Source organism: Streptomyces drozdowiczii, from assembly GCF_026167665.1.
GTDB lineage: Bacteria > Actinomycetota > Actinomycetes > Streptomycetales > Streptomycetaceae > Streptomyces > Streptomyces drozdowiczii_A.
The window spans coordinates 901222-926601 of sequence record NZ_CP098740.1 but is presented as its reverse complement, the minus strand read 5'-3'; the positions used below and the strand labels follow the sequence as shown (position 1 = coordinate 926601).

21 protein-coding genes and 2 pseudogenes are annotated in these 25380 nt (G+C 74.7%); 13 read left to right on the top strand and 10 right to left on the bottom strand.

What is annotated here, in order from left to right:
- The first annotated feature begins 21 nt into the window (after nt 1-21).
- The 4 genes from NEH16_RS04170 to NEH16_RS04155 all read left to right on the top strand — a co-directional run bounded on the left by NEH16_RS04170 (nt 22) and on the right by NEH16_RS04155 (nt 3933).
- Nucleotides 22-2010 (top strand): prolyl oligopeptidase family serine peptidase, encoded by a 1989-nt coding sequence (locus NEH16_RS04170; protein WP_265539304.1) that lies wholly within the window; start codon nt 22-24, stop codon nt 2008-2010.
- Nucleotides 2007-2948: a S66 peptidase family protein gene (locus NEH16_RS04165; protein WP_265539303.1), complete on the top strand. Its 942-nt coding sequence runs from the start codon at nt 2007-2009 to the stop codon at nt 2946-2948. Before NEH16_RS04170 ends, NEH16_RS04165 begins: the two co-directional genes overlap by 4 nt.
- A 122-nt stretch (nt 2949-3070) precedes the next feature.
- Complete coding sequence (locus NEH16_RS04160; protein WP_265539301.1) at nt 3071-3310, top strand: DUF1049 domain-containing protein; 240 nt, start codon at nt 3071-3073, stop codon at nt 3308-3310.
- Nucleotides 3311-3381: 71 nt separating this feature from the next.
- Nucleotides 3382-3933 carry a GNAT family N-acetyltransferase gene (locus NEH16_RS04155; protein ID WP_265539299.1) on the top strand — a complete coding sequence of 184 codons (552 nt, stop codon included), beginning with the start codon at nt 3382-3384 and terminating at the stop codon, nt 3931-3933.
- 14 nt (nt 3934-3947) lie between these two features.
- Here NEH16_RS04155 and NEH16_RS04150 read toward each other — a convergent pair whose 3' ends face one another.
- Entirely contained in the window at nt 3948-5816 is a 1869-nt protein-coding gene (locus NEH16_RS04150) for a transketolase (protein WP_265539297.1), read from the bottom strand.
- Nucleotides 5817-5925: 109 nt separating this feature from the next.
- Complete coding sequence (locus NEH16_RS04145) at nt 5926-6261, bottom strand: DUF6204 family protein (protein WP_265539295.1); 336 nt, start codon at nt 6259-6261, stop codon at nt 5926-5928.
- Between the two features lie 185 nt (nt 6262-6446).
- Here NEH16_RS04145 and NEH16_RS04140 point away from each other — a divergent pair, with 185 nt between their 5' ends.
- Nucleotides 6447-8414: a DUF5107 domain-containing protein gene (locus NEH16_RS04140; protein WP_265539293.1), complete on the top strand. Its 1968-nt coding sequence runs from the start codon at nt 6447-6449 to the stop codon at nt 8412-8414.
- A 15-nt stretch (nt 8415-8429) separates the two neighbouring features.
- Nucleotides 8430-8963, top strand: a complete 534-nt coding sequence (locus tag NEH16_RS04135) for an AAA family ATPase (RefSeq protein ID WP_265539291.1) — start codon at nt 8430-8432, stop codon at nt 8961-8963.
- Here NEH16_RS04135 and NEH16_RS04130 read toward each other — a convergent pair.
- The 3 genes and pseudogenes from NEH16_RS04130 to NEH16_RS04120 all read right to left on the bottom strand — a co-directional run bounded on the left by NEH16_RS04130 (nt 8960) and on the right by NEH16_RS04120 (nt 11853).
- A complete protein-coding gene (locus NEH16_RS04130) occupies nt 8960-9313 on the bottom strand; it encodes a VOC family protein (RefSeq protein WP_073965823.1) in 354 nt (117 codons plus the stop codon). The genes NEH16_RS04135 and NEH16_RS04130 overlap by 4 nt on opposite strands.
- A 59-nt stretch (nt 9314-9372) precedes the next feature.
- Nucleotides 9373-10182: a class I SAM-dependent methyltransferase gene (locus NEH16_RS04125; protein ID WP_265539289.1), complete on the bottom strand. Its 810-nt coding sequence runs from the start codon at nt 10180-10182 to the stop codon at nt 9373-9375.
- A 177-nt stretch (nt 10183-10359) separates the two neighbouring features.
- A pseudogene (locus NEH16_RS04120) lies at nt 10360-11853 on the bottom strand (bifunctional phosphatase PAP2/diacylglycerol kinase family protein).
- Nucleotides 11854-12085: 232 nt separating this feature from the next.
- On the opposite strand from NEH16_RS04120, the gene NEH16_RS04115 reads away from it, so the two are divergent.
- The gene (locus NEH16_RS04115; RefSeq protein ID WP_265539287.1) at nt 12086-13336 is read left to right on the top strand and encodes an aminotransferase class I/II-fold pyridoxal phosphate-dependent enzyme; all 1251 of its coding nucleotides are present in this window, start codon (nt 12086-12088) and stop codon (nt 13334-13336) included.
- Nucleotides 13337-13372: 36 nt separating this feature from the next.
- Nucleotides 13373-14455, top strand: coding sequence for an MBL fold metallo-hydrolase (locus NEH16_RS04110; RefSeq protein WP_265539284.1), 1083 nt, complete (start codon nt 13373-13375; stop codon nt 14453-14455).
- Here NEH16_RS04110 and NEH16_RS04105 read toward each other — a convergent pair.
- Both NEH16_RS04105 and NEH16_RS04100 read right to left on the bottom strand, forming a co-directional pair.
- A complete protein-coding gene (locus NEH16_RS04105) occupies nt 14403-15029 on the bottom strand; it encodes a DedA family protein (protein ID WP_073965818.1) in 627 nt (208 codons plus the stop codon). The genes NEH16_RS04110 and NEH16_RS04105 overlap by 53 nt on opposite strands.
- Nucleotides 15026-15808, bottom strand: a complete 783-nt coding sequence (locus NEH16_RS04100; RefSeq protein ID WP_265539282.1) for an MBL fold metallo-hydrolase — start codon at nt 15806-15808, stop codon at nt 15026-15028. Before NEH16_RS04100 ends, NEH16_RS04105 begins: the two co-directional genes overlap by 4 nt.
- A 225-nt stretch (nt 15809-16033) precedes the next feature.
- On the opposite strand from NEH16_RS04100, the gene NEH16_RS04095 reads away from it, so the two are divergent.
- On the top strand, nt 16034-16438 hold the full coding sequence (locus tag NEH16_RS04095) for a hypothetical protein (RefSeq protein ID WP_073965817.1): 405 nt from the start codon (nt 16034-16036) through the stop codon (nt 16436-16438).
- 84 nt (nt 16439-16522) lie between these two features.
- The gene (locus NEH16_RS04090; protein WP_265539280.1) at nt 16523-18613 is read left to right on the top strand and encodes a phage holin family protein; all 2091 of its coding nucleotides are present in this window, start codon (nt 16523-16525) and stop codon (nt 18611-18613) included.
- Here the strand turns inward: NEH16_RS04090 and NEH16_RS04085 are convergent, their stop codons facing one another.
- From NEH16_RS04085 to NEH16_RS04075, 3 genes and pseudogenes are all read right to left on the bottom strand, one after another.
- Nucleotides 18614-19666 carry a LacI family DNA-binding transcriptional regulator gene (locus tag NEH16_RS04085; RefSeq protein WP_073965815.1) on the bottom strand — a complete coding sequence of 351 codons (1053 nt, stop codon included), beginning with the start codon at nt 19664-19666 and terminating at the stop codon, nt 18614-18616.
- Between the two features lie 74 nt (nt 19667-19740).
- Complete coding sequence (locus tag NEH16_RS04080) at nt 19741-20313, bottom strand: DUF305 domain-containing protein (RefSeq protein WP_265539276.1); 573 nt, start codon at nt 20311-20313, stop codon at nt 19741-19743.
- A 73-nt stretch (nt 20314-20386) separates the two neighbouring features.
- Nucleotides 20387-21365, bottom strand: a pseudogene (locus NEH16_RS04075) (DUF1996 domain-containing protein).
- A gap of 234 nt (nt 21366-21599) precedes the next feature.
- Here NEH16_RS04075 and ligA point away from each other — a divergent pair.
- From ligA to NEH16_RS04060, 3 genes are all read left to right on the top strand, one after another.
- Nucleotides 21600-23699, top strand: coding sequence for an NAD-dependent DNA ligase LigA (gene ligA, locus NEH16_RS04070; RefSeq protein ID WP_265539274.1), 2100 nt, complete (start codon nt 21600-21602; stop codon nt 23697-23699).
- 154 nt (nt 23700-23853) lie between these two features.
- A complete protein-coding gene (locus NEH16_RS04065; RefSeq protein WP_265539272.1) occupies nt 23854-24666 on the top strand; it encodes a rod shape-determining protein in 813 nt (270 codons plus the stop codon).
- Nucleotides 24663-25355, top strand: coding sequence for a hypothetical protein (locus NEH16_RS04060; protein WP_265539270.1), 693 nt, complete (start codon nt 24663-24665; stop codon nt 25353-25355). The genes NEH16_RS04065 and NEH16_RS04060 overlap by 4 nt, the downstream gene beginning before the upstream one ends.
- Nucleotides 25356-25380: the final 25 nt, after the last annotated feature.

Here is a 25380-nt window from a genome sequence, read left to right as displayed (position 1 = left end):
ACTCGGGGGAGACCGACACCCATGCCCACCGCACAGCCCCACGGCAGCTGGACCTCACCGATCGACGCCGCACTCGCCGCCTCCCACGACGGGCGGCCCGAATACACCGGCCCGGTCGGCGACGAGCTGTGGTGCACCGAACCGCGCCCCGCCGAGGCCGGCCGGCGCGCCCTGGTCCGCCGCACCGCCGACGGCACCACCACCGAACTGCCCGCCCCCTGGGACGTCCGCAGCCGGGTCATCGAGTACGGCGGACAGCCCTGGGCCGGCACCGAGCGGGCGGAGGGCGGCCCGCTGGTCGTCTTCGTCCACTTCGCCGACCAGCGGCTGTACGCCTACGAGCCCGACGGCGACCGCGAACCGTGGCCGCTCACCCCGGTCTCCGCCGTCGGCGGCGGACTGCGCTGGACCGACCCGCGCCTCCACCCGGACCGGGGCGCGGCCGGTGAGGTGTGGTGCGTCCTGGAGGAGTTCACCGGCGAGGCGCCCACCGCGCTGCGCCGGGTCCTGGCCGCCGTGCCCCTGGACGGATCGGCGGCCGAGGACCGGTCCGCCGTACGCGAACTGAGCGACGGGCGGCACCGGTTCGTCACCGGCCCCGAGGTGTCGCCCGACGGGCGGCGCGCCGCCTGGATCGGCTGGGACCACCCGCGCATGCCCTGGGACGGCACCGAGGTGCTGGTCGCGGAGATCGGCGACGACGGCACCTTCCACGGCGCCCGCGCCGTCGCCGGCGGCCCCGAGGAGTCCGTGCCCCAGGTCCAGTGGACCGCCGACGGGCAGCTGCTCCTGGCGAGCGACCGCAGCGGCTGGTGGAACCTGTGCCGGCTCGACCCGGACACCGGCGACACAACGGAACTCTGCCCGCGCGAGGAGGAGTTCGCCGGGCCGCTGTGGAAGATCGGGCTCGTCTGGTTCCGCCCCCTGGACAACGGGCTGATCGCCGTCCTGCACGGCAAGGGCACCACCACCCTCGGCATACTCGACCCGGAGAGCTGCGAACTGGTCGACATCGCGGGCCCCTGGACCGAGTGGGTGCCGACGCTCACCGTGCGCGGCTCCCGGGTCACCGGCGTCGCCGCGAGCCCGCACAGCGGCTACGAGATCGTGGAGCTGGACACCGCCACCGGACACACCCGGATCATCGGCGCCCCGCACGAGGACGCGGTCGACCCCGCGTACTACCCGGAACCGGTCCTGCGCACCTTCACCGGTCCCGGCGGACGCGAGATCCACGCCCAGATCTACCCGCCGCGCAACCCGGAACACAGCGGGCCCGAGGGCGAGTTGCCACCGTACGTGGTGTGGGCCCACGGCGGCCCCACCGGGCACGCCGCCCTCGTCCTCGACCTGGAGATCGCCTACTTCACCTCGCGCGGCATCGGCGTCGCCGAGGTCAACTACGGGGGCTCCGCCGGATACGGCCGCGCATACCGCGACCGGCTGCGCGAGCAGTGGGGCGTCGTGGACGTGGAGGACTGCGCCGCCGTCGCCGGGACGCTCGCCGCCGAGGGCACCGCCGACCCGGACCGGCTCGCCATCCGGGGCGGCAGCGCCGGCGGCTGGACCAGCGCCGCCTCGCTGACCGGCACCGACGTCTACGCCTGCGGCACCATCATCTACCCCATCCTCGACCTCGCGGGCTGGGGCACCGACGAGACCCACGACTTCGAGTCCCAGTACCTGGAATCACTGGTCGGCCCCCTCGCCGAGGTCCCCGAGCGCTACCGGGAACGCTCCCCGGTCGGCCGCACCGACCGGCTCACCGTGCCCTTCCTGCTCCTCCAGGGCGAGGACGACCCCATCTGCCCGCCCGTGCAGTGCGAGCGCTTCCTCGCCGCCGTCGAGGGGCGGGGCATCCCGCACGCGTACCGCACCTACCCGGGCGAGGGCCACGGCTTCCGCCGCGCCACCACGATGATCGACGCGCTGGAGTCCGAACTCTCCCTGTACGCCCAGGTGTTCGGCTTCGACCGGCCCGACGTGGCCACCCTGGAGCTGAAGCGGTGACCCTTCTCCCGCTGACCCGCCCCGCCCGGCTGCGCCCCGGGGCCCGGGTCGCCGTCGTCTCGCCGAGCGGGCCCGTCCCCGCCGACCGGCTGGACCCCGGCCTGGACATCCTGCGCGGCTGGGGGCTCGACCCCGTGCCGATGCCCCATGTGCTGGACGTGCACCGGGACCTGGACTACCTCGCCGGTGCCGACGAGGCCCGGGCCCGGGACCTCCAGGACGCGTGGTGCGACCCTTCCGTGGACGCGGTGATCTGCGCGCGCGGCGGGTACGGGGCGCACCGCATGGTGGACCTGGTGGACTGGGCGGCGGTCCGGGAGGCCGGGCCCAAGGCGTTCGTCGGCTACAGCGATGTCACCGTGCTCCACGAGGCGTTCGCGCTGCGGACCGGCTTCGCCACGCTGCACGGCCCCATGGCGGGGACCGAGACGTTCCTCAAGGACCCCCGCACCCAGGAGTCCCTGCGGGCCACGCTCTTCGAACCGGAGACCCAGCTGACCCTGGGCCTGGAGGACGCCAGGGCGCTGGTCCCGGGCCGGGCGCGCGGCATCACCTACGGCGGCTGTGTGAGCCTGCTCGCCGCCGACCTCGGCACCCCGCACGCCCGCCGCTCGGCCCGGGGCGGGCTGCTCGTCATCGAGGACACCACCGAGGACCCGTACAGCCTGGACCGCATCCTCACGCAGCTGCTGCGGGCCGGGGCGCTCGACGGAGTCGCCGGGGTGGCCTGCGGGTCCTGGGCGGGGTGCGGGCCGTACGAGCGGGTGCGGGCGGTGCTCGCGGACCGGCTGGGCGCGCTGGGCGTCCCGGTCGTGGAGGAGCTGGGCTTCGGGCACGGGCCCACCGGGCTCACGATCCCGCTCGGGGTGCCCGCGGTGCTCGATGCCCCGGCGGACGGCCCGGCCAGGGTCACCGTCGAGGCGCCCGCACTGCTCTGACCTGCGGAAGGCCCCGCCCCCGTCACCCGAACGGCCGAACATCTCCGCCGGTGGGGGCGGGGGCGGAGCCATGCTGGAGCCCCGGGGCTACGGCCGTACCAGGGCCGGGAAAGGGGCTGCTCATGAGCCCGAAGGACGTGTCGAGCAGCGGGAAGAGCGGCAGCGGGGCCTTCACCCCCGCCCGCATCCTGGTCCTCGTCATCGCGGTCCTCTCGATCGTGTTCATCGCCGAGAACACCAAGGACGTCGAGGTCCGCCTCATCGTCCCGCTGGTGACGGCGCCGCTCTACGTATGGCTGGTCGTGATGTTCGTGGCCGGCATGGCGTGCGGCGCGTACGTCTTCCGCAGGCGGCCCAAGTAGCGGCGCGGGCAACGGCCGTATGGGGCAGGGCTCACCGAGCCCGCCCCGTACGGCCGTTCTAAGCTGGGACGATGTCCGACGACACCCGCAGTCTCGCCGAGGGGCCGCGCACGGCGATCCGCCCCTTCACCCTCGACGACGCCGAAGAGTTCACCGCCCGTGTTCGGGAGAGCGCCGCCCTGCACCGGCCCTGGCTGTTCCCGCCGGCCACCCCGGAGAAGTACACAGCCTACGCGGGCGCGCTCATCGAGGACCCGACGAAGGCCGGATTCCTCGTGTGCGAGCGGGACGCGGCGGACGGCGCCGGGGCGATCGCCGGGTTCATCAACATCAACAACATCGTCGCCGGAGCCTTCCGCTGCGGCGCCCTCGGCTACGGCGCCTTCGCGCACGCGGCCGGGCGCGGCCTCATGGGCGAGGGGCTGGAACTCGTCCTGGACCACGCCTTCGGGCCGCTCGCCCTGCACCGCCTGGAGGCCAACGTCCAGCCGGACAACGCGGGGTCGATCGGGCTGGTGCGCCGGGCCGGCTTCCGGCTCGAAGGCTTCTCACCGGACTTCCTCTACATCGACGGCGCCTGGCGCGACCACGAACGGTGGGCGATCACCGCCGACATGCGCTGACCGCCCGACGCCGGCTACTTGACCAGGCTGCGCGCCGCGTCCGCGATGTGCGTGCGCGAGATCCCCGCCGCGTCGAGCAGCTCCGCCGTGGTGCCGGACCCCGGGAGGTTGCTCCCGGCGAGGTGCACGAAGCCCGGGTGGCTGCCGGACTCCGCGAGCGACGACAGCACCGCCTCGCCGATGCCGCCCTCGGGGTGGTGGTCCTCCACGACGACCAGCGCGCCGGTCTCCCGGGCCGCCAGGGCCAGCGCCTCGGAGTCGAGCGGCTTGATGGAGTAGAGGTCGATGACCCGGGCCCGTACGCCCTGCTTGGCCAGCAGATCGGCGGCGGCCAGGCACTCGTGCAGCGTGACACCGGCGCTGACCAGGGTGACCTGGTCGTCGTCGCCGCGGCGCAGGGTCTTGGACCCGCCCACGGGGAACGTCTCCTCGCTCCCGTACAGCACCGGGTAGGCGCCGCGTGTGGTGCGCAGGTACGAGATGCCGTCGATGTCCGCCATGGCCACGGTGAGGGCCGCGGCCGAGGTCGCGTCGCTCGGGTAGAGCACGGTCGAACCGCGCACCGCCCGCATCATCGCCAGGTCCTCGACGCCCATCTGGGACGGCCCGTCCGCGCCGATCTCCACCCCGCTGTGCGTACCGCAGAGGGCCATCGTGATGTCCGAGACGGCCGCCATGCGGATGAAGTCGTGCGCCCGGGTGAGGAACGCCGCGAACGTCGTCGCGTACGGGCGGAAGCCGCGCACGGCCATGCCGACGGCCTCGGCGACCATCTGCTGCTCCGCGATGTACGTCTGGAAGAAGCGGTCCGGGTACGCCTTCTTGAAGTCCTCGGAGTGGGTGGAGTTCCCGACCTCGGCGTCCAGGGCGACGATGTCGGGCCGTACGCCGAGTGCGACGAGCGCCTTGCCGAAGGCGACCCGGGTGGCGATCTCGTCGCCCTTCTCGAAGCGCGGCAGCTCCACGCCGGCGTTGGTCCGCGCCGGGGCGGGGGCGGCCTTCGGCGGCCGGGGGCCTTCCACCCGCAGGTCGCGGACGCCGCCCAGCTCCTCGATCGCGCGCTCGGCCAGGTCCTCGGGCAGCGGCTTGCCGTGCCAGCCCTCCTTGTCGGCGACCTCGCTCACCCCGCGACCCTTGACCGTCTTCGCGACGATCACGGTGGGGGCGCTGCCGTCCGCCGCCGTCTTCAGGGCCCGGTCGACCTCGGTCAGGTCGTGGCCGTCCACCACGAGGGCGCGGCAGCCGAACGCCTCGACGCGGCGCGCGTAGGTGTCGGTGTCCCATTGCAGCTCGGTGGGGCCCGACTGGCCGAGGCGGTTGACGTCGATGATCGCGGTGAAGTTGCCCAGCTTGTGCTGGCCGGCCTTGTCCAGGGCCTCCCAGACGGACCCCTCGGCCATCTCGCTGTCCCCGCACAGCACCCACACCCGGTACGGCTGGTCCTCCAGGTCCCGCCCGGCGAGCGCGATGCCCACCCCGTAGGCGATGCCCTGGCCCAGCGAGCCGGTCGCCACGTCCACCCAGGGCAGCTCCGGTGTGGGGTGGCCCTGGAGGCGGTGGCCGAAGCGGCGGTACGTCGTCATCAGCTCCTCGTCGCTGACGGCACCGGCCGCCTTGAACATGGCGTAGAGGAGCGGCGAGGCGTGGCCCTTGGAGAAGACCAGGTGGTCGCCGGCCGGGTTCTCGGGCGCGTTCCAGTCGTACCGCAGATGGCGGGTCATGAGGACCGCCATCAGATCGGCCGCCGACAGGCTGGACGTGGGGTGCCCGGACCCCGCCGAGGTGCTGGCGCGCACCGAGTCCACCCGCAGCTGCTGGGCGAGCTCGAAGACCTCGGTGAGATCGCTGTCGGGGCCGAGCGTGCTGGTCTGTTCGCTGGTCATGGGGCCGGACCTTTCGCGTGAGGGCGGGACGACGGAACGGGTTCCCGAATCCGCGCGGTCCATCACCTTCCGGGGGCAGGTTGCCCTCCATCGGGCGCCCGGCCCGGTGTCACCGCCGCTTGTAGTTGATCTTCATCGTGTCCATGTCCGTCGCCGTGGACCGAAGCTCGCCGTGCCCGTACCCCGCCTCGCGCAGCGCCGTCTGCGCCCGGTCCTCGGCGATGGCACCGGCCATCTCCTCGCCGTCCTCGGCGTCCGAGACGACCACATAGCGGAAGCTGAAGTGCTTGAGGACCCGGTCGTAGGTGAGCGACCCCTCCTCGGTGAACTGCATCGCCGCGAGACCGTGCTCCTCGACCTCGGCCAGCAGCCGCTGCCGCGCCGCGTCCGTCAGATCCTCGAACGTGCCGCGCACGATCACCCGGTAGGTGTGCTGCGTACTCATCTGTCGCGCTGTCCCTCTCGCCCGCCGTGTCCGGTGTCCGCAGCGAGCGTACGGGGGAGGTGAGCGGGACGGAAACGGAATTCCGGGCGCCGAGACACCCCTTGTCGGGGCGGCGACCGGCGTGTTCCATGGTCATCGGGGGGCGCCCGGACCTGTGGCGGCCCGCGCGAGGGAGCGAGGTTGCCTTGGCCACCACCGTACGACGTGCCGTCCTGACCCTGCCCGCGGCGGCGACCGGGCCGGAGAACCCGCTGCCCGCGCTGCGGCCACTGGACGAGACGCACGTCATCGACGACCGGGACCGGGCCGGGCTCCCGCGCGACATGGCCCGCCAGCTCGGCCACGCCCCGCTGACCACCGTCCTGCCCGTCCGCCTCCTCGACGGCTACGGTCGCGAGCGCACCCCCACGGACCTCGACGCGATCGTCATCGAGAACGACCACCTGCGCGCCACCGTGCTGCCCGGACTCGGCGGCCGTATCCACTCCCTCGTCCACAAGCCGGCCGGCCGCGACCTCGTCTACACCAACCCGGTCCTCCAGCCCGCCGACTTCGCGCTCAACGGCGCGTGGTTCTCCGGCGGCATCGAGTGGAACATCGGCGCGACCGGGCACACCACGCTCTCGTGCGCCCCGGTGCACGCGGCGCTCGTCCCGGCGCCCGACGGCGGCGAGATGGTCCGGCTCTGGGAGTGGGAGCGGCTGCGCGACCTGCCGTTCCAGGTGGACCTGTGGCTCCCGGACGACTCCGCGTTCCTGCACGTCGGCGTACGGATACGCAACCCGCACGAGCAGCCCGCGCCCGTCTACTGGTGGTCCAACATCGCCGTCCCCGAGGACGCGCGCACCCGGGTGCTCGCCCCGGCCGACGAGGCGTGGCACTTCGGGTACGAGCGCGCCCTGACCCGGGTCCCGGTCCCCGAGAGCGGCGGCACCGACCGCACGTACCCGACGCGCAGCGAATACCCCGCCGACTACTTCTACGAGGTGCCCGACGGCGCCCGCCGCTGGATCGCCTCCCTGGACGAGGAGGGCCGCGGCCTCGTCCAGACCTCCACCGACCTGCTGCGGGGCCGCAAGCTGTTCCTCTGGGGCAGCGGGCGCGGCGGGCGGCGCTGGCAGGAATGGCTCACCGAGCCCGGCACCGGCGGCTACGCGGAGATCCAGGCCGGACTGGCCCGCACCCAGCTGGAGCACGTCCCGCTGGAACCCGGCGGCGAGTTCAGCTGGCTGGAGTCGTACGGGCCGCTCGCCGCCGACCCCGCCGCCGTGCACGGCGCCGACTGGGCGGCCGCCCGCGCCGAGACGGAGCAGCGGCTCGCGGACGCCCTGCCGCGCGCCGACGTGGACGCCGCCTACGACGCCTGGCGGGCCCACGCCGACGTCGAACCGGGCGAACGCCTCGCCACCGGCTCCGGCTGGGGCGCCCTGGAGGTCCGGCGCGGCCGGTACAAGCTGCCCGGCACCCCGTTCACCGACGACACGCTGGGCGAGGAGCAGGCCCCCTGGCTCGCACTGCTGGACCAGGGCACCTTCCCCGGCCCCCGGGGGGCGGTCCCCGGGCCCGCCCTGGTCTCCTGGCACTGGCGGGACATGCTGGAGACGGCCCCCGCCGAACCGCACACCGAATACCACCTCGGCATCGCGCAGTGGCACGCCGGCGACCGCGCGCAGGCGGTCCGCAGCTGGGAACGCGGTCTGGCCACGGCCGGCTCGCGCTGGCCGCTGCTGCGCTGCCTGGCCGTCGCCGCCCTGGTGAGCGGCCAGCGCGAACTGGCCGCCGAGTACTACGCGGAGGCGTTCGACGGGCTGTGCGCCGAGCGCACCGACGGCGACGGGGCATGGACCACCGCCACCGCCGCGCTGGGCCGGGAGGCGATCGAGGCGCTGCTCACGGCGGGGCGCGCCGAGGCCGCCCGCACGGCGTGGCAGGGGCTGCCCCCGGAGGTCCGGGCGCGCGGCCGGTTCCGGCTGCTGGAGGCCCAGTTGCTGATCGCGGAGGGCCGGAAGGACGCCGCGAAGGCGGTGTTCGACGCGGGCTTCGAGGTCGCGGACCTCCGCGAGGGCGCGGAGATCCTGGAGGAGGTGTGGCACCGGCTCACGGACGAACCGCTGCCGGACGCGTACAACTACCGGATGCGCCCGCGTACCTGACAGGAGAAGCACGACATGATCATCTGGATCAACGGAGCCTTCGGCAGCGGCAAGACCACGCTGGTCACCGAAGTGCACCGCAGACTGCCGGAGGCGCTGGTCTTCGACCCGGAGAACGTCGGCTTCCTGCTGCGCGAGATCGTGGAGGTGCCGGGCGGCGACTTCCAGAACATCCCGCTGTGGCGCAGGCAGGTGGCCTCGCTGGCCCAGGGGCTGGTGGAGGAGTACGGCCGGCCGGTCCTCGCGCCGATGACCGTGGTCCGCAGGCAGTACGCCGACGAGATCTTCGGGGCCCTGGAGAAGGCGGGCGTCCCGGTCCACCACTTCTTCCTGAACGTCTCCGCCCCCGTACTCGAACAGCGGCTGCACGACCGGGTGTTGCTGCCGGACGATCCGGAGCGCGACGAGGCGGCGCGGCGCTGGGGGAAGGCGCGGATCGCCGAGTGCGTGGCGGCGGTGGGCAGCCTGCGCGAGGACACCGTGGTGCTGGACGGCGAGCTGCCCACCGCCGAACTGGCCGGCCTGGTGCTGGAGCGGGCAAGGCCCTAGACCGGCAGGTTGCGGTCGACGTACTCGAAGACCGAGCCGTCCGGGTGCACCGCGATCAGGTTGCGGCCGACCGGGGTCGGGACCGGGCCCGCGATGACCCGGGCACCGACCCGGGTCAGGGACTCGTGGGCCTCGTCCACGTTCTTCACGGCGATGGTCGCGGTGACCTTGCGCAGGATCTCCAGCTCCGATTCGGGGCCGCTCATCAGCAGGAAGCAGCTGATCGCGGCGACGGACACCCCGCCGCGCTCGAAGCGGAGCGCCCGAGCGCCGGTCAGCCGCTCGTAGAAGGCGACCGCGGCCTCCAGGTCGTCGACGCAGATACGCAGCGTGGTTCCCAGGATCTCCATGGCGGCTAGGTTAGTTGGCGGCCCGCCGCCATGTGATCCATTCGGTCCCGGCCGTGCGCTCAGGCCCGGCAGAGCACCTCGCCGTGCGGCACCATGAACCAGCCGTCGTCCTGCTCGCCCCACTCGCGCCACGCCTCGGCGATCTCCGCCAGCTCCTCGGACGTGGCGTGCCCGCCGTCCACCGCGAGCTTCGCGTACGCCGAGCCGACGGTGCGGTCGGCCCACAGCCCGCTCCACCAGACCCGGTTCTCCGGAGTGGCGTAACACCAGGAGCCCGCCGTGGGTGTGATGTCGGTGAACCCGGCCTGCCGCGCCCAGGACAGCATCCGGCGCCCGGCGTCCGGCTCGCCGCCGTTGCCGCGCGCCACCCGGCCGTACAGGTCCGCCCAGCGGTCCATGCCCGGCGACTCGGGATACCAGGTCATCGCCGCGTAGTCGCTGTCGCGCGCCGCGACGACGCCCCCGGGGCGGCACACCCGGCGCATCTCGCGCAGCGCCTGCACCGGGTCGCCGACGTGCTGGAGGACCTGATGGGCGTGGACCACGTCGAACGAGTCGTCGGGGTAGTCCAGGGCGTGGACGTCCGCCACGGCGAACTCCACGTTGTCCACGCCGCGTTCGGCGGCCACCTCGGCGGCCTGGGCCAGGATCTCGTCGGTGGTGTCGACGGCGGTCACCCGGCCCGGGGCGACCAGCGCGGCCAGGTCCGCGGTGATGGTGCCGGGGCCGCAGCCGACGTCCAGCACGTCCAGGCCCGGACGCAGTTCACCGACGAGATAGGCGGCGGAGTTGGCGGCGGTGCGCCACCGGTGCGAGCGCAGCACCGACTCGTGGTGGCCGTGGGTGTAGACGGCGGTCTCCTTCGGCATGGCCGTGCATCCTCTCTCGAAACGCGAACCGCGAAAGCGCTGATCGGTAGGTCCACCGTAGGGCCTGTTGCCGAATAATGAGATGGGTATCTTGCGATGTGGACAGCGTCCGGGTGTGCGAAAGGGGCGGCCGACTCCGCGTCGACCGCCCCCTGCCGTGCTTCCCGCCCGGTACCGCTACCTCGGCCTCGGGCAGTACACCGTCAGCGCCTCCGGCAGCTTGTCGATCAGCAACTCCGATTCGCTGTGCGCCACTTCACCGTCGTACGCGTACGGAGTCCCCGGCTTCAGGCCGGAGATCCGCACCCGCTGCCGGCGGACCGCCGCGTGCATGGGGGAGCGGGTCAGCGGCCCCGCGACCGCCGCCGCGAGCAGCCTCAGCCCCGGCGTCCGGCCGCCGTGCACCACGCGGACGTCCAGCAGCCCGTCCGCGAGGTTGTGCCGCCGCCCCGGCGCCGGGCCCACCCGCTGGAACAGGCCGTTGCCGACGAACAGCAGCCACAACGGGCGGCACCGGCCCTGGAGTTCGGCCTCCAGGGGGCGTTCGCCGCGCAGGACGTGCAGGGCCGCGAGCACCCCCGCGGGCCACCCGCCGATCCGGGGCGACCAGCGCTCCCGCATCCGCACCAGCTCCGGATACACGCCCAGGCTGAAGGCGTTCAGGAAGTAGCCGTCGGCGCCCTCGGGCCCGGGCCGGAACCGGCCCACGTCCGTCCGCACCGCGGTGCCGGTGGTGAGCGCGGAGCAGGCGTCGGCGACGGTCTCGATGCCCAGGTCGTACGCGAAGTGGTTGAGGGTCCCCCGGGGAACACCGCGAGCGGCACCTCGTGCTCCACCGCCACGGACGCCGCCAGGTTGACCGTGCCGTCCCCGCCGCACACCCCCAGCGCCGTGCACCGGTCCGCCGCCTGCGCCAGCTCCGAGGCGAGCCGGCCGGGCGCGCACTCCACGATCTCCGCCTCCGGCAGCGCGTTACGGATCAGCGCGGCCGTCGCGGTCGCCGTCCCCGACTCCTGGTTGGCGACCACCACCAGGCCCCGGCCCTCGGGCAGGGCGGGCGCGTCGGCCGGCGGTCTGCCCGGCGCGGGCAGCTGCCCCCTCGTCGGTATCACCCCGCGCAGGGCGAACGCCGCCCCCACGCCCAGCGCCGCCCCGGCCAGCACATCGCTCGGGTAGTGCACCCCGGTGTACACACGGGACGCGGCCACGGACAGCGCGACGGGCGCCACGACCGCCCCCAGCCCCGCGACTCGAGGGCGACCCCGGTCGCGAAGGCGGCGGCCGACGCCGCGTGCCCGGACGGGAACGACGTGGTCACCGGCTGCCGCTTCAGCTGCCGTATCACCGGCACGGCGTCCAGGATCGGCCGCTGCCTGCGGACCGCGCCCTTGCCCACCGTGTTGATCGCGGCCGACGCCACCGCGAGCGAGGCGATGCCCCGCAGCGCGGCCCGCCGGGCCCGGGCACTGCCCCGAAGGCGGCCATGCCGGCCGCCGCCCCGAACCACAGCAGCCCGTGATTGGCGCTGCGGCTCAGGCGGGGCAGCACCGGCCCCGCAGCCGGCCAGTTCCGCTGGGCCAGATTCTGGAACACGGCGAGATCGCGCCGGTGGAACCGGTCGCGCAGCCCGGAGACCCGGGACGGGACGGAAGCATTGCTCGCTGACGACATGCGACAGCGGATACCCCGTATCCCCGCCCCGAACCAGCAGCCGCGCCGAAGGCGGGGCGTACGCACCCACCAGCGGGGCAGCCGGTACGCCGAACAGCCCGGCCGCGACCGGTCGTCGCCGCGCGCTCCCGTCTCGGCCCCGGCCGGAGCACGGGGTGAGCCCGGTCAGCGAAGGCGCCCCGCCCCGTTCCCTCGTATAAAGGTCCGGAGGGCGGACGGCGAAGGAGGCCCGATGGGCCGGGAGCGGAACGGGCCGCACGAACGCGGCACGGACACGGTCCGGGAGGACCGGGGCCCCGTACGGTACGGGCCGCCGGCCCCCTGGCCGGGACTGCCCGTCCTCCCCGAGCTGGCCGAGGTGCTGGCCGCCGCCGCGCGCGACGCCGCGCCCCAGCCCGCCGGCGGATCGGCCGCGCTCCGCGAGGCCGCCTGCGCCTACTGGGACCGGCGCGGACTGCACGGCGGCCCCGAGCGCGTCGCCGCCGCCCCCGGCACCGCACCGCTGCTGCTCGCCCTGATCGCCGCGCACGGCGGGGACGTCCTGCTGCCGCGCCCCTGCCCCGCCTCCTGGATCCCGCAGGCCAGGCTGCTCGGCCGCCCCGCCTACCAGGTCCCCACGCCCGCCGAGTGCGGCGGAGTGCCCGACCCGTACGCCCTCCTCGAAACCGTGCGGCGGGTCCGCGCCGAGGGCGGCCGGCCCCGGCTGCTGCTGCTCTCGGCGGCCGACGACCCCACCGCCACGGTCGCCGCGCCGGAACTCGTGCGCGAGGCGTGCGAGGCCGCCGTGGACGAGGGGCTGCACATCGTCAGCGACGAGACCTGGCGCGACACCCTGCACCGCCCGCACGACACGGTCCTGGTCAGCCCGGCCGAGATGTGCCCCGACGACGTCACGGTGGTCTCCGGCCTCTACGGCGCGCTGACCCCGGCCGCCTGGCCGGTCGCCGTCGCCCGGTTCCCGGACACCGCGCGCGCCGCCGCCCGCCACGCCCGTACGCTCGACGTCCTCACCGCGCTCGGCGCCTCCGTCGCCGGACCGGTCGCGACGGCCGCCGCCCACGCGCTGCGCGAACCGGACGCCGTCACCGAACGCGCCCGCCGCGCCGCCGCCCTGCACGCCCGGCTCGCCGCCGAGGCCCACCGCGCCGTCCTCGGCTGGGGCGCCCTCGCCCGGCCCCCGCAGGCCGGCCGCCACCTCTACGCGGACCTCGGCCCGCTCCGCTCCCGGCTCGCCGCCCGGGGCGTCACCGACTCCCTCGAACTGGAGGAGTTCCTGTCCGCCCGGCTCGGCACCCCGGCCCCCGGCGGCCACCGCTTCGGCGACGAACTCGGCGCGCTCCGGGTCCGCCTGGGCACCGGCTCGCTCCTCGGCACGGACCCGGAGCGCCAGGCCGAGGCGCTCACCGCCCCGGACCCGCTCGAATTGCCGCACATCGCGGCAGCGCTGAGCATTTTCCGAGCAGCCCTCGACGCACCGCGCTGACCCACCGCGCCGGCGCCCTCCTGGACGGGAGCCCCGATGACGGACCAGACCGAGACCCCGGTCGCACCCCCTGTGGTCTGCGGCGACGTCGTCACCCCGCGCCCGCTCGGCGAGGTGCGCACCTGGCCCCGCAGCTTCGCGGACCGGCTCACCGCCCCGCTCCCCGGCGTCCGGGGCATGTCCCGGCTGGCCCGCGAGCACGCCATCCGGCCCAACGCGGAGGGCCTGCGCCACATCCGCCGCCTGCCGTACGCCCCCGAGCCCCTGCCGCCCCTCCCGGCCGGAGCGAGCTGCGTCACCTGGGCCGGGCACGCCAGCTGGATCATCCGCACCGGCGGCCTCACCGTCCTCGCCGACCCCGTCTGGTCCCGCCGCATCCTCGGCACCCCGGCGCGCATCACGCCCGTCGGGGTCCGCTGGGAGGACCTGCCGCCCGTCGACGCGGTCGTCATCAGCCACAACCACTACGACCACCTGGACGCCCCCACCCTGCGCCGGCTGCCCCGGCACACCCCGCTGTTCGTCCCCGCCGGACTCGGCCAGTGGTGCCGCCGCCGGGGCTTCGCACGCGTCACGGAACTCGACTGGTGGGAGTCCGCCCAGCTGGACGGCGTCCGCTTCGACTTCGTGCCCGCCCACCACTGGTCCCGGCGCACCCTCACCGACACCTGCCGCTCGCTGTGGGGCGGCTGGGTCGTCCAGGACACCAAGGGGCCGGGGGACGGCGGCCGGATCTACTTCGCCGGGGACACCGGATACGGCCACTGGTTCGCCGAGATCGGCCGCCGCCACCCGGGCATCGACCTCGCCCTGCTGCCGATCGGCGCGTACGAGCCCCGCTGGTGGCTCGGCGACGTCCACACGGACCCGGAGGAGGCCGTGCAGGCGTACGAAGACCTCGGCGCCCACGCCATGGCGCCCATGCACTGGGCGACCTTCCTGCTCTCCGCCGAACCGGTCCTCGAACCGCTCACCCGGCTGCGGACCGCCTGGCAGCGCGCCGGACACCCGCGCGACCGGCTCTGGGACCTGCCCATCGGCGGCTCCCGCCTGCTGGGGCCCGGCGTCAGCGCGCCCACCACGCCCGCGTCCGGCGCCACACCGCGGGCGCCCCGCTGATCAGCAGCGTCAGGCCCACCGCCGCGACCACCCCCTGCCAGGGCTCCGGGAACAGCGAACCGCCCAGGATGCCGATCAGCTGGTACGTCGCCGCCCACGCCAGACAGGCCGGCACATCGCCCCGGGCGAACTGCCGCAGCCCCATCCGGCCCAGCAGGCACGCCAGCATCACCGGGATCCGCCCGGCCGGCACCAGCCGGGACAGCACCAGGACCGTCGCCCCGTGCTCGTCCAGCTTCCGCTGCGCCTGCTCCAGGCGTTCCGGCGCCGCCCGGTCCCGGATCGTCCGCAGCCACCGCGAGCCGTTCTTCGACCGCACCCCCCGCTGCCCCAGCCAGTACAGGGATATGTCCCCGAGGAACGCCGCCGCCGACGCCACCGCGAACACCACGAGCAGCGAGAACGGCGACGACTGGTGGAACGCCACCACGGCCGCCGAACTCACCAGCGCGCCCGTCGGCACCACCGGCACCAGCGCTCCCAGCGCCACCAGCAGGAACAACGACGGATAACCGACCGCCTGCTGCGTCGACTCGGCGGGCAGCTGCGCCGTCTGGCGCAGGAACTCGATCACGCGCAGCCCTCCGGCCGCACTCGCTCGCCGTGCGCCAGCCGGTGCACCACGACCTCCGGAGCCACCATCGCCGCCTTCCGCACGAACTCCTCGCCCGGCGCGTGGAACTCGTGCGGCCGGACCCCGTCCATCCCGATCGGCCAGTACGTGCCGTAGTGCACCGGCACCGCCGCGCGCGGCCGCAGCCGGGTCAGCGCCTGGGCCGCCCGCCCCGCGTCCAGGTGCCCGTGGCCCAGATGGGGCCCCCAGCCGCCGACCGGCAGCAGCGCCACGTCCACCGGGCCGACCGCCCGCGCCATGTCGTCGAAGAGGCCGGTGTCCCCGGCGAAGTACGTACGCGCCGCGCCCTCGACCACGTAACCCAGCGCGGGGGAGCGGTGCGGGCCCAGCGGCAGCCGCCGGCCGTCGTGCAGCGCCGGTACCGCCCGGACCCGGACCCCGCCCACGCGCACCTCGTCACCCGCGACCACCTCGGTGATCCGCAGTCCGCGCGCCCGGCGCAGCAGCCGCAGCCCCGGCACCGACCGCACCGAACCGCGCGGCACCAGCACCCGCGCCCCCGGCGCGACGCGCGCCAGCGACGGCAGGTGCAGGTGGTCGGAGTGCAGATGCGAGATGAGGACCGCATCGGCCACGGCCGCGTCCGGACCGGGCAGCTCGCCCCGGCGCCGCCGCAGATGCGCGAAGCGCCGTACGAACAACGGATCGGTGAGGAAACGGACCCCGGAGTCCTCGATCGTGCATGTGGCATGCCCCCACCAAGTGATCTCCACCGGCACGCGCCGCCTCCTCCTGCTCGCCGGACCCTTCGGACCCCACCACACCTGCCCCGACGAGCCTACGGCCAGTCACGCCCGGGCGGTCGGCGCACCCCGGAGCACCCGTGGATCACCGGTCCGGGCCCGTGCCCCCGTGCGCCCCCTCGCCGCCCCGGAACGCTCCCTCGGCCCTCGCGCACGGGCGCATAGGGTCGGGGAAGGACGAGCACGGGGAGAAAGACGGCCATGGGGGACGTACGCGTGGCGGCCATCGCCAGCCTGACGCCGCTGGAGGAACTGGACAGCGATCCGTTCCTCGTGGACACCCGGGGCCAGCACGCCATGTGCGCCCGCTGGGCCGCCGACCAGGGCTACGTCGTCACCCGGCAGCTGCGCCTCTACGCGCTGCGCCCCGACCACCCCGCCCTCTGGGACGGCATCGACAGCGGCGAGATCGAGCTGTTCGTCGCGCCTTGCGACCGGGTCCTCGCCCGCGCCCTGGCCTCGGTGCCGGAGTTCACCGCGGAGTGCGAGCGGCGCGGCGTACGCCTGGAGATCGCCGGGCTCGCCGAGCCGTCCTACACCGCAGACGGCAAGGCCGGAGTGCACCGCCGCCTCTCCATGCCGACCGCCGGATACGACGGCTGCTGACCGGCCGCGGGACCGCCCGGCCCGCTGTGAAAAGCTGGGAAGGGGTCCGGAACGGCAGGGCCCCGGACATGAGGTGAAGGCGGCGTGGGCGACAGACGATGGCGGCGGGCCGGCGCCGCGCTGATGCGGGTGGTCGCGGTCTGGGCCGTCTCGACGCTCACCATGCTCGCGCTCGCGGGCATCCTGCCCGACTTCCGGCTCCAGTCCCCCGACGGCGACAGCATCACCAGGACCGCCTTCGCCGCGGCCTGGGGCGCGGGCGCCTTCGGACTGCTCTCCGCGCTCGTCTGGCCCGTCCTGGTACGCGCCCTGCTCATCGTCCCGGCCCTCGTCCTCGGCGCGCTCGTCTTCTTCCTCAACGGCTCGCTGCTGCTGATCGCGCTGCGGCTCATCCCGGACGGCCGGGGCACCGTGGCCCCGGAGACCGCCGTCGCCGTCGCGGCCGTGATGTCCGCCGTCGCCTCCGCGACCTCCACCGCCCTCGCCGTGCGCGACGACAACGCCTACCGCCGCCGCCTCTCCCGCCTGGCCGACCGGCGCCGCCGGCGCACCGGCACGGGCGACGCGCGCGGCGGCCCGCCGGGCACCGTCTTCATCCAGCTCGACGGGGTCGGCCACGACGCCCTCGTCGCGGCGGCCGCCGGGGGAGTCATGCCGACCGTCGCCCACTGGCTGGCGGAGTCCGGAGGACACCGGCTCATGCCCTGGCGCACCGACTGGTCCAGCCAGACCGGCGCCAGCCAGCTCGGCATCCTGCACGGCAGCAACCACGACGTGCCCGCCTTCCGCTGGTACGAGAAGGAGACCGGCCTCGTCATGGTCTCCAGCAAGCCCGCGAGCGCCCTGGAACTCCAGCGCCGGGCCATCGCCCGCACCCGGGACGGCGGACTGCTCACCCTCGACGGCGCCAGCCGGGGCAACCTCTTCAGCGGCGGCGCCGCCCAGCTCGCGCTCGTCCTCTCGATGGCCGCCAGACTCGGCAAGGGCCGCCGCTCCCGGGCCGGGTACTTCGCCTACTTCTCCGACCCGGCCAACGCCGTCCGCACCGCCGGCTCCTTCGTCGCGGAGGTCTGCCGGGAGATCGCCCAGTCCACCCGCTCCCGCCTCCGCAAGGAGAAGCCCCGCATCAAGCGCGGCGGCCTCTACCCCTTCATCCGCGCCTTCGCGACCGTCGTGGAACGCGATGTGGTGGTCGCCGCCGTCATCGGCGACATGTTCGCCGGCCGGACCGCCGTCTACGCCGACCTCGTCGCGTACGACGAGGTGGCGCACCACTCCGGACCGCGCAGCCGCGACGCGGAGAAGGTGCTCGCCCGCCTCGACCGGGCGCTCGCCCTGATCACCGAGGTCGCTCAGCAGGCCCCCCGCACCTACCGGATCGTGCTCCTGTCCGACCACGGCCAGAGCCCGGGGGACACCTTCGCCGGGGTGTACGGGCTGACCCTCAAGGACCTCGTGCGGGCCGGCAGCGGACTGCCCGTGCCCCGGCGCGCGCAGCGCACCCGCAGCGCCTCCGAGGCGCGCGACGCGGTCCGGATCGCCCTGCACCGGCCGGTCGCCGGGGGCCAGGAGGAGCACGTCGCGAAAGCCTCCGACCCGATAGTCCTCGCCTCCGGCAACCTCGGGCTGATCTCCTTCCCGGACATCGAGGGCCGCGCCTCCCAGGAGCAGCTGGAGCGCCGCCACCCCGCGCTGCTCTCCACGCTCGCCAACCACCCGGGCATCGGCTTCCTGCTCGTCCGCAGCGAGCGCCACGGCTCGGTGGTGCTGGCCCGCGACGGCGTACGGGTGCCCGTGGCGGAGCTGGCCGACGGACAGGGGCCGCTGGCCGTGTACGGTCCCGGCGCGGCGGAGGCGATCCGGCGGACGGACACCTTCCCGCACGTCGCCGACGTGATGGTCAACTCCATGTACGACCCCGCGACCGGCACCGTGCACGCCTTCGAGGAGCAGATCGGCTCGCACGGGGGCCTGGGCGGCGACCAGTCCCGGCCGTTCCTGCTGTGGCCGCGCACCCTGACCGACCCGCTGGACGCCGTCAACGGCGAGGACGGGGAGCGCCCGGACGAACTCGTCGGGGCCGAGGCCGTGCACCGGGTCCTCAGGCACTGGCTCCAGGAGGCGTCCGGACCCCAGGTGCCGGTGCTGTCCGACGAAGCGCCCGGACGCCGTTGATCAGGCCGACTGCCGGCGTACGAGCGTCGGGTGGAAGATCACCGAAGGCGGCGGTTCCACCGGCTTGCCGATCTGCTTGAGCAGCAGCCGGGCCATCTCCGCCGACATCTCCTCCACCGGCTGCCGGACCGTCGTCAGCGGCGGATCACAGGCCAGCGCCGCGCTGCTGTCGTCGAAGCCGACGAGCGCGACGTCGTCCGGGACCTCCTTCCCGGCCCGCAGCAGCACCGGAACGGCCCCGAGCGCCATCAGGTCCGACGCGATGAACACCGCGTCCAGGTCCGGCCGCTCCGCCAGCAGCCGCCGCATCGCCGCCGCGCCCCCGGCATGGGTGAAGTCGCCCTCGGCGGTCACCACGTCCCGGATGCCGTGCGCCGCGGCCGCGTCCAGGAACCCGGAGAGCCGCGCCTGACCGGCCGGCATGTCCTGCGGGCCCGACACCGTGCCGATGCGGCGGCGGCCCAGCGCGGCGAGATGGTCGGCGGCCAGCCGCGCCCCGGCCCGCTGGTCCGCCTCCACATAGGTGAGCGGGGTCGGCCTGCGCGGCTGCCCGGCGAGTACGGCGGGCAGCCGGGTCCCGTGCAGCAGCCCGGGCAGCGGGTCGTCCGCGTGCGACGAGATGAGGACCACCCCGTCGACATGCCCGTGGCGCAGGTACGAGAGGAGCTGGTCGCGGGACTCCTGGTCGTCGGCCAGCATCAGGACCAGCTGGATGCCCGCCGGGCGCAGCACCTCCAGGAGCCCGGCGACCACCCGGCCGAAGTACGGGTCGGAGAACATCCGGCCGACGAACGGCTCGGGCACGGTGCGCCGCTCCCGCTCCGAGACGACCAGGGCGATCGAGTCGGTCCGCCGGGTCACCAGCGACCGGGCCGCGCGGTTGGGGACGTAACCGGTGGCGTCCACCGCCGCCTCCACCGTCCGCCGCAGCGCCGGGTCCACCGTGGTCGCCCCGTTGATCACCCGGGACACCGTCGCCCGTGACACCCCGGCCACTCCGGCTACGTCCTCCAAGGTCACGGGACGGGCGGGCGGCGGCGCGTCGGCAGGCATGCAGTCTTTATACCGGGTGGTACGACCGGCGGGGCAACAGCCCTGGGGGCCTTGGGATTACGTTGACCCGGCCGTCAGCCGGGAGCTCCGGGCAGGGCGGGCAGCCGGGCGATCTCGGTCCTGCGGGCGGCGACCAGGGCGGCCGCGAGCCGCTTGGCGTCCGGCCGGGTGCCCGCCCCGGTCTCGGAGCGCGACACCTGGGCGGTCTGGCGCAGATGCCCGCCGATCCGGTCCACCAGGAACCGGTCGAAGGCCGCGCCCTCCAGCGTGCGGGCCCGTGCGAGGTCGTCGGCCGTCACCATGCCCGGCATGTGGTGGCCCTCGTGCACATTGGTGTCCGGGAGCCCCATCCGGGCCAGCAGTGGGCGCAGCCGGGCCAGTTCACCGTTCTGCGAGGCGCGCAGCCCGGCCGCCCAGCGCCGTACGGCGGCGTCGTCGGCCCGGTCGGCGGCGAGCGACAGGAGAGCGACGGCGGACTCGTTCATGGGCGTCATGAGCTGAGCCCAGGCGGCGTCCGTGGGGTCGGCCGGGGCGCCGGTGGCGGACGGCGTGGGCGGGGGAGTGCTCACCGGCTCGGCCGCCGGGGTGCCGCAGCCGGCCAGGAGGAGAAGCAGGGCGAGCGTCGCCGCGCGGCGGACCGCCTTCATCGCGGGCTCCCTCGGGGGGAAGGCCCGTCCGGGGCGCGGGGCCCCGGACGGGCGGGTGGGGACGGGGTGTGCGTCAGGGGGTTCCGTCGGCCCCGCACTTGATGATGGCGTTGATGCAGTCGCGTACGCGCTGCGCCAGTTCGGCCTCGGGCCACACGTTGAAGAAGTCGCCGTGCATCGTGTAGCCGGGACCGGACGCCAGCCGGAACCTGGACGGGTCACCGTTGACCGGGTACCGCAGCACCTGGCGGAGCTTGGGCACCGGCACCGGGTGGGTGGCCGGGCACCCGCCGTTGACCGGGTACGACATGTGGCTCTTGTGGTCGGGCGAGTCGAGGTCCTTGCCGTTCCAGCACTGCGGGAAGTCGAGGTACGACTCCAGCATCGCGCCGGACGGGCAGTTGACGAAGTCGTGCGAGGGGTTGACCTCGCCGTGGTGCAGACACGACCAGCGCGAGATCGTGTTGTCGTTCGGCCCGGTCGCCTTGGCGTTGCCCGCGACGATCCGCAGGCCCCGGGGAAGGGCTTGATCTGCCGGATGACGTCGTCCCGGACGCCCTCGCCCAGGTAGTAGAACGTGGTGCCGGTGGGCTCCACCTCCTTGTTCCCGTCGTACAGGGTCGGCACCCAGTACGACGAGAGGTCGATGTCGGGGGAGCAGGTGCTCCTGGCCTTCTCCAGCGAGGCCAGGTCGGAGTGGCCGTTCGTGGAGTCGTTGCCGAAGAAGCTGTGCATGTGCGAGGCGCCGGGCAGGCCCGGGAAGACGATCGGGTCGTCGGGTGCCCGGTGGGTGTACGGGCACTCGGCGAGGAATTCGGCCACCCGGACCACGTCGGCGGCCGCCTTCGGGCGGGGGCCGCCTGGCCGGCGGACGCGCTGCCGGTGGTGGCCTGAAGGAGGGTCAGGGCGAGCGCCGCGGCGGCGAGCGCCGCCGTGCGGTACCGCCGGGGCGGTGGGGTTCTGCGGTGGCTGTCCTCGCCGCTGCGTCGTTGACGGAAGAAGAGCACGGCACTCCTGTTCGGGGAAGTGGTGGGGGGATGTGCCCTGATCATGGGCGGCCTGATCAGGTGAGAGAGCGCTCTCTGTCACGGAACGTAGAAGCGTGTTCGGGGCATGTCAATACACCTGACGCGCCTTCGATTCCGGGCGTCGCGGCGGCAGTTCGGGCCGTGAGGGGCGGGAGAGCGCTCTCTCTGCCATGTGGTGGACGAAACCCCTGGGGCGAACCCCGAGAGAGCGCTCTCCAGGTCCTTCGGCCGGGGGCGTTGTCAGTGGTGGGCGGCAGGATGGAGGGCATGACGAACTCAGCTGTCGTGCTCGCCGACCATGCCTCCTACGCCGCCGCCGTCGAGGAGGCCGCGCAGGCCGCCGCCGCGTACTACGCCACGGGCGAGAGCACGCTCGACGACGACTCCTACGACCGCCTGGCGCGCGGCATCGCCGCGTACGAGCGGGAGCACCCGCAGGAGGTGCTGCCCGCCTCGCCGACCGGCAAGGTGGCGGGCGGCGCGGCCGTCGGGGACGTACCGCACACGGTGCCGATGCTCTCCCTCGACAACGTCTTCTCGGCCGAGCAGTTCGCCACCTGGACCGCGTCGCTGGAGCGCCGGATCGGACGGCCCGTCACCGCGTGGAGCGTCGAGCCGAAGCTCGACGGGCTCGCGGTCGCCGCGCGGTATCACGAGGGCCGGCTCGAACGGCTGATCACCCGGGGCGACGGGACCGCAGGTGAGGACGTCTCCCACGCGAGCGGGACCGTCGTCGGCCTTCCGGCGCGGCTCGCGGAGCCGGTCACGATCGAGATACGCGGCGAGATCCTGATGACCACCGAGCAGTTCGAGCAGGCCAACACCGTCCGCACCGAGCACGGCGGCGCCCCCTTCGCCAACGCGCGCAACGGCGCCGCCGGCACCCTGCGCGCCAAGGACCGCGCGTACACGGTGGAGATGACGTTCTTCGCTTACGGCGCTCTGCCGCTGCCCGAATCCGGTGCACTGGCCGCCGAGCTGACCGAGCTGCCGCACAGCCAGGTGCTCGCCCGGGTCGCGAAGCTCGGCGTGCACACCGCCGCCGACACGGAGGTCGCGCCGCGCACCGCCGCCACCGTCGAGGAGGTCCAGGCCCGGATCGAGGAAGTCGCCGCGCTGCGGGCCGCGTTGCCGTTCGGGATCGACGGCATCGTCATCAAGGCGGACCTGGCGGCCGACCAGCGTGACGCGGGCTCCGGCTCCCGGGCCCCGCGCTGGGCCATCGCCTACAAGCTGCCCGCCGTCGAGAAGGTCACCCGCCTCCTCGGCGTCGAGTGGAACGTGGGCCGCACCGGCATCATCGCGCCGCGCGCCGTGCTGGAGCCCGTCGAGATCGACGGCTCGACCGTCAGCTACGCGACCTTGCACAACCCGGCCGACATCACCCGCCGGGACCTGCGCGTCGGCGACCATGTGATGGTCTACAAGGCGGGCGACATCATCCCCCGCATCGAGGCGCCCGTCGCCCATCTGCGCACCGGCGACGAACAGCCCATCGCCTTCCCCGAGGCATGCCCCCAGTGCGGTTCGGAGATCGACAGCAGCGAGCAGCGCTGGCGCTGTGTGCGGGGCCGCGACTGCCGCATCGTCGCCTCCGTCTCGTACGCCGCCGGGCGCGACCAGCTCGACATCGAGGGGCTCGGCACCACCCGGGTCGTCCAGCTGGTCGACGCCGGTCTCGTCACCGACTTCGCCGACCTGTTCATGCTGGAACGCGAACAGCTGCTGACGCTCGACCGGATGGGGGAGACCAGCACCGACAATCTGCTGGCCGCGATCGACACGGCCCGCTCGCAGCCGCTCTCCCGGGTCTTCTGCGCCCTCGGCGTGCGCGGCACCGGGCGCTCCATGTCCCGCCGGATCGCCCGCTACTTCGCGGAGATGGACCGCATCCGGGCCGCCGGTGAGGAGGAGTTGCAGCGGGTCGACGGCATCGGCAAGGAGAAGGCGGCCGGCGTGGTCGCGGAGCTGGCCGAGCTGGCCCCGCTCATCGACAAGCTCGTCGCCGCCGGGGTGAACATGACCGAACCGGGCGCGACCCCGCCGCCCCCGCCGGGCGAGGAGGCCGAGGGGGAGACGGCGGCCGGCACCGAAGGCGCTCCGCTGGCGGGGATGACCGTGGTGGTCACCGGGGCCATGACGGGCGCCTTGGAGAAGCTGTCCCGCAACCAGATGAACGAGCTGGTCGAACGGGCCGGCGGCAAGTCCTCCTCCAGCGTCTCCAAGCGCACGACGCTGCTCGTGGCCGGTGAGAAGGCGGGCTCCAAGCGGACCAAGGCGGAGGAGCTGGGGGTGCGGATCGCGACGCCGGAGGAGTTCGCGGAGATGGTGGGGGACTTCCTGCCCGTCGACGCGTAGCGCGGGCGCGGGGTGGGCAGTCGAATCCTTCGATTTTGCCGGGGAGTGGCTTTCTTTGCCTCCCTATTGCATAGTGAGGGCTCGGCCATGCCTCGCGATCAGCGGGTCACTGGGTGTGTGTACGGCCGCGGCTGCGTGCCGGGGGTGAGGGGCGATGCGTTCTTTGCGCGAGGCACGGCGGCACGACCGCTCCGTCCACCGGCACGGCCGGGGCGCCACCCGGGGCCTCGCCCTCGACCTCGGCAGCTCCCGCACCCGGGCCTGGGTCCCCGGCCGGGGCATCGTCGCGGACACCGTCCACGGGACCGGTGAGTACGGACCCGGCCGGCCCGTGCGGCGCGGCCGCATCGTGGACCCGGAATCCTGCGGCCGGATGCTGGCCCGCATCGCCGACGGGGCCCTGGGGGAGCGCCGCGAGGACGCGGTCGTCGTCCTCAGCCACCCCGTGCTCGCCGGGCCCGGACACCGGGCCGCCGCCCGCGACCTGCTCCGCGCGCTCGGCCCCTCGGACGTCATCGTCCTGGACAGCGCCCGCGCCGCCGCCGCGTGCGCCGGGCCGGGGGACGGCGGTCCCCTCCTCGTCCTCGACATCGGGGCCGAGCTGACCGAGGCGACCCTGCTCGTGGACGGCCTGGTGCGCGACGCGCGCCTCGCCGAGACCGGGCTCAGCGACCTGGACCCGGGCGAACCGCCCACCGCCGCCGTCCGCGCCGTCCTGGACATGGTCATGGCCATGTGGCGGCAGGACCCGCACGGCGCGCTGCTCGGCGCCCTGCGCAGGGGCCCGTTGCTCGCCGGAGGCGGTGCGCTGCGGCCGGACGTCACCAACCGGATAGCGGTCCGCCTCGGCGTCCCGGTCCGGCGCACGGACGACCCGGCGACCACGGTCGTGCGCGGGGCCGGACGGGTCCTCAGCTCCGTCCTCCGCCACGCCACGGCGCCCGCCCTGCCCGGCCGCCCCCGGTGAGCCCGCTCCCGGGGCCGCCCCCGGGGAAGGCGCACCCGGGGCGCCCGTCCGCCGCGCGCCACTGCCTGCTGGCGCTGCTCCTCGCCGTGGCCGCCCTCCTCGGCGGGGCGCCTGCGGCGGGCGCGACGGCCCTGCCCGGACGCGCGACGGCGGCGCTGTCCGCGACGGCGGCGCCCGCGACGCCCGCGATGACCGCGACGCCCGCGCTTCCCGCGACGCCCGCGACGGCGGCGACACCCGCGACGCCCGCGACGACCGCGCTTCCCGCGACCCCCGCAGCCACCGCAACGACCGCCCGCAGCATCCCCGTACGCCCGGCGACCGCCGAGCGGTCCGCCACGCCGGATGGCGCCGACGCGCGCCGTGCCGCCCCGCCAGGTCCGCCCGTCCCGCCCCCCGCCACCGTCGAGCGGGGCCCGGGCGCCACCCCGTGGGTCGCCGCCGAGCACCCCCGTACCGCACACCAGTTGCCCCCGCCCGGCCCCGGCGGGCTCGTCCCGTGTCCCGCGCGGGCCCCGCTTCCGCGCTCCGTGCCGTGGTCCGTCCGTACCGCCCCCGCCTCCGCCGTCCAGCGCCCGCGCGTGGGGCTGCCCGGGGTGCGCGGGCCTCCGAGTGCCGGTGTCCACCGGCCCGGGGGCCGCTTGCCGGTCCCGCGATCCATCAACGCCGTGCCGCTCCCGCCGTCCTGACCGGGTGAGGGGCGTGTCCGGCGCC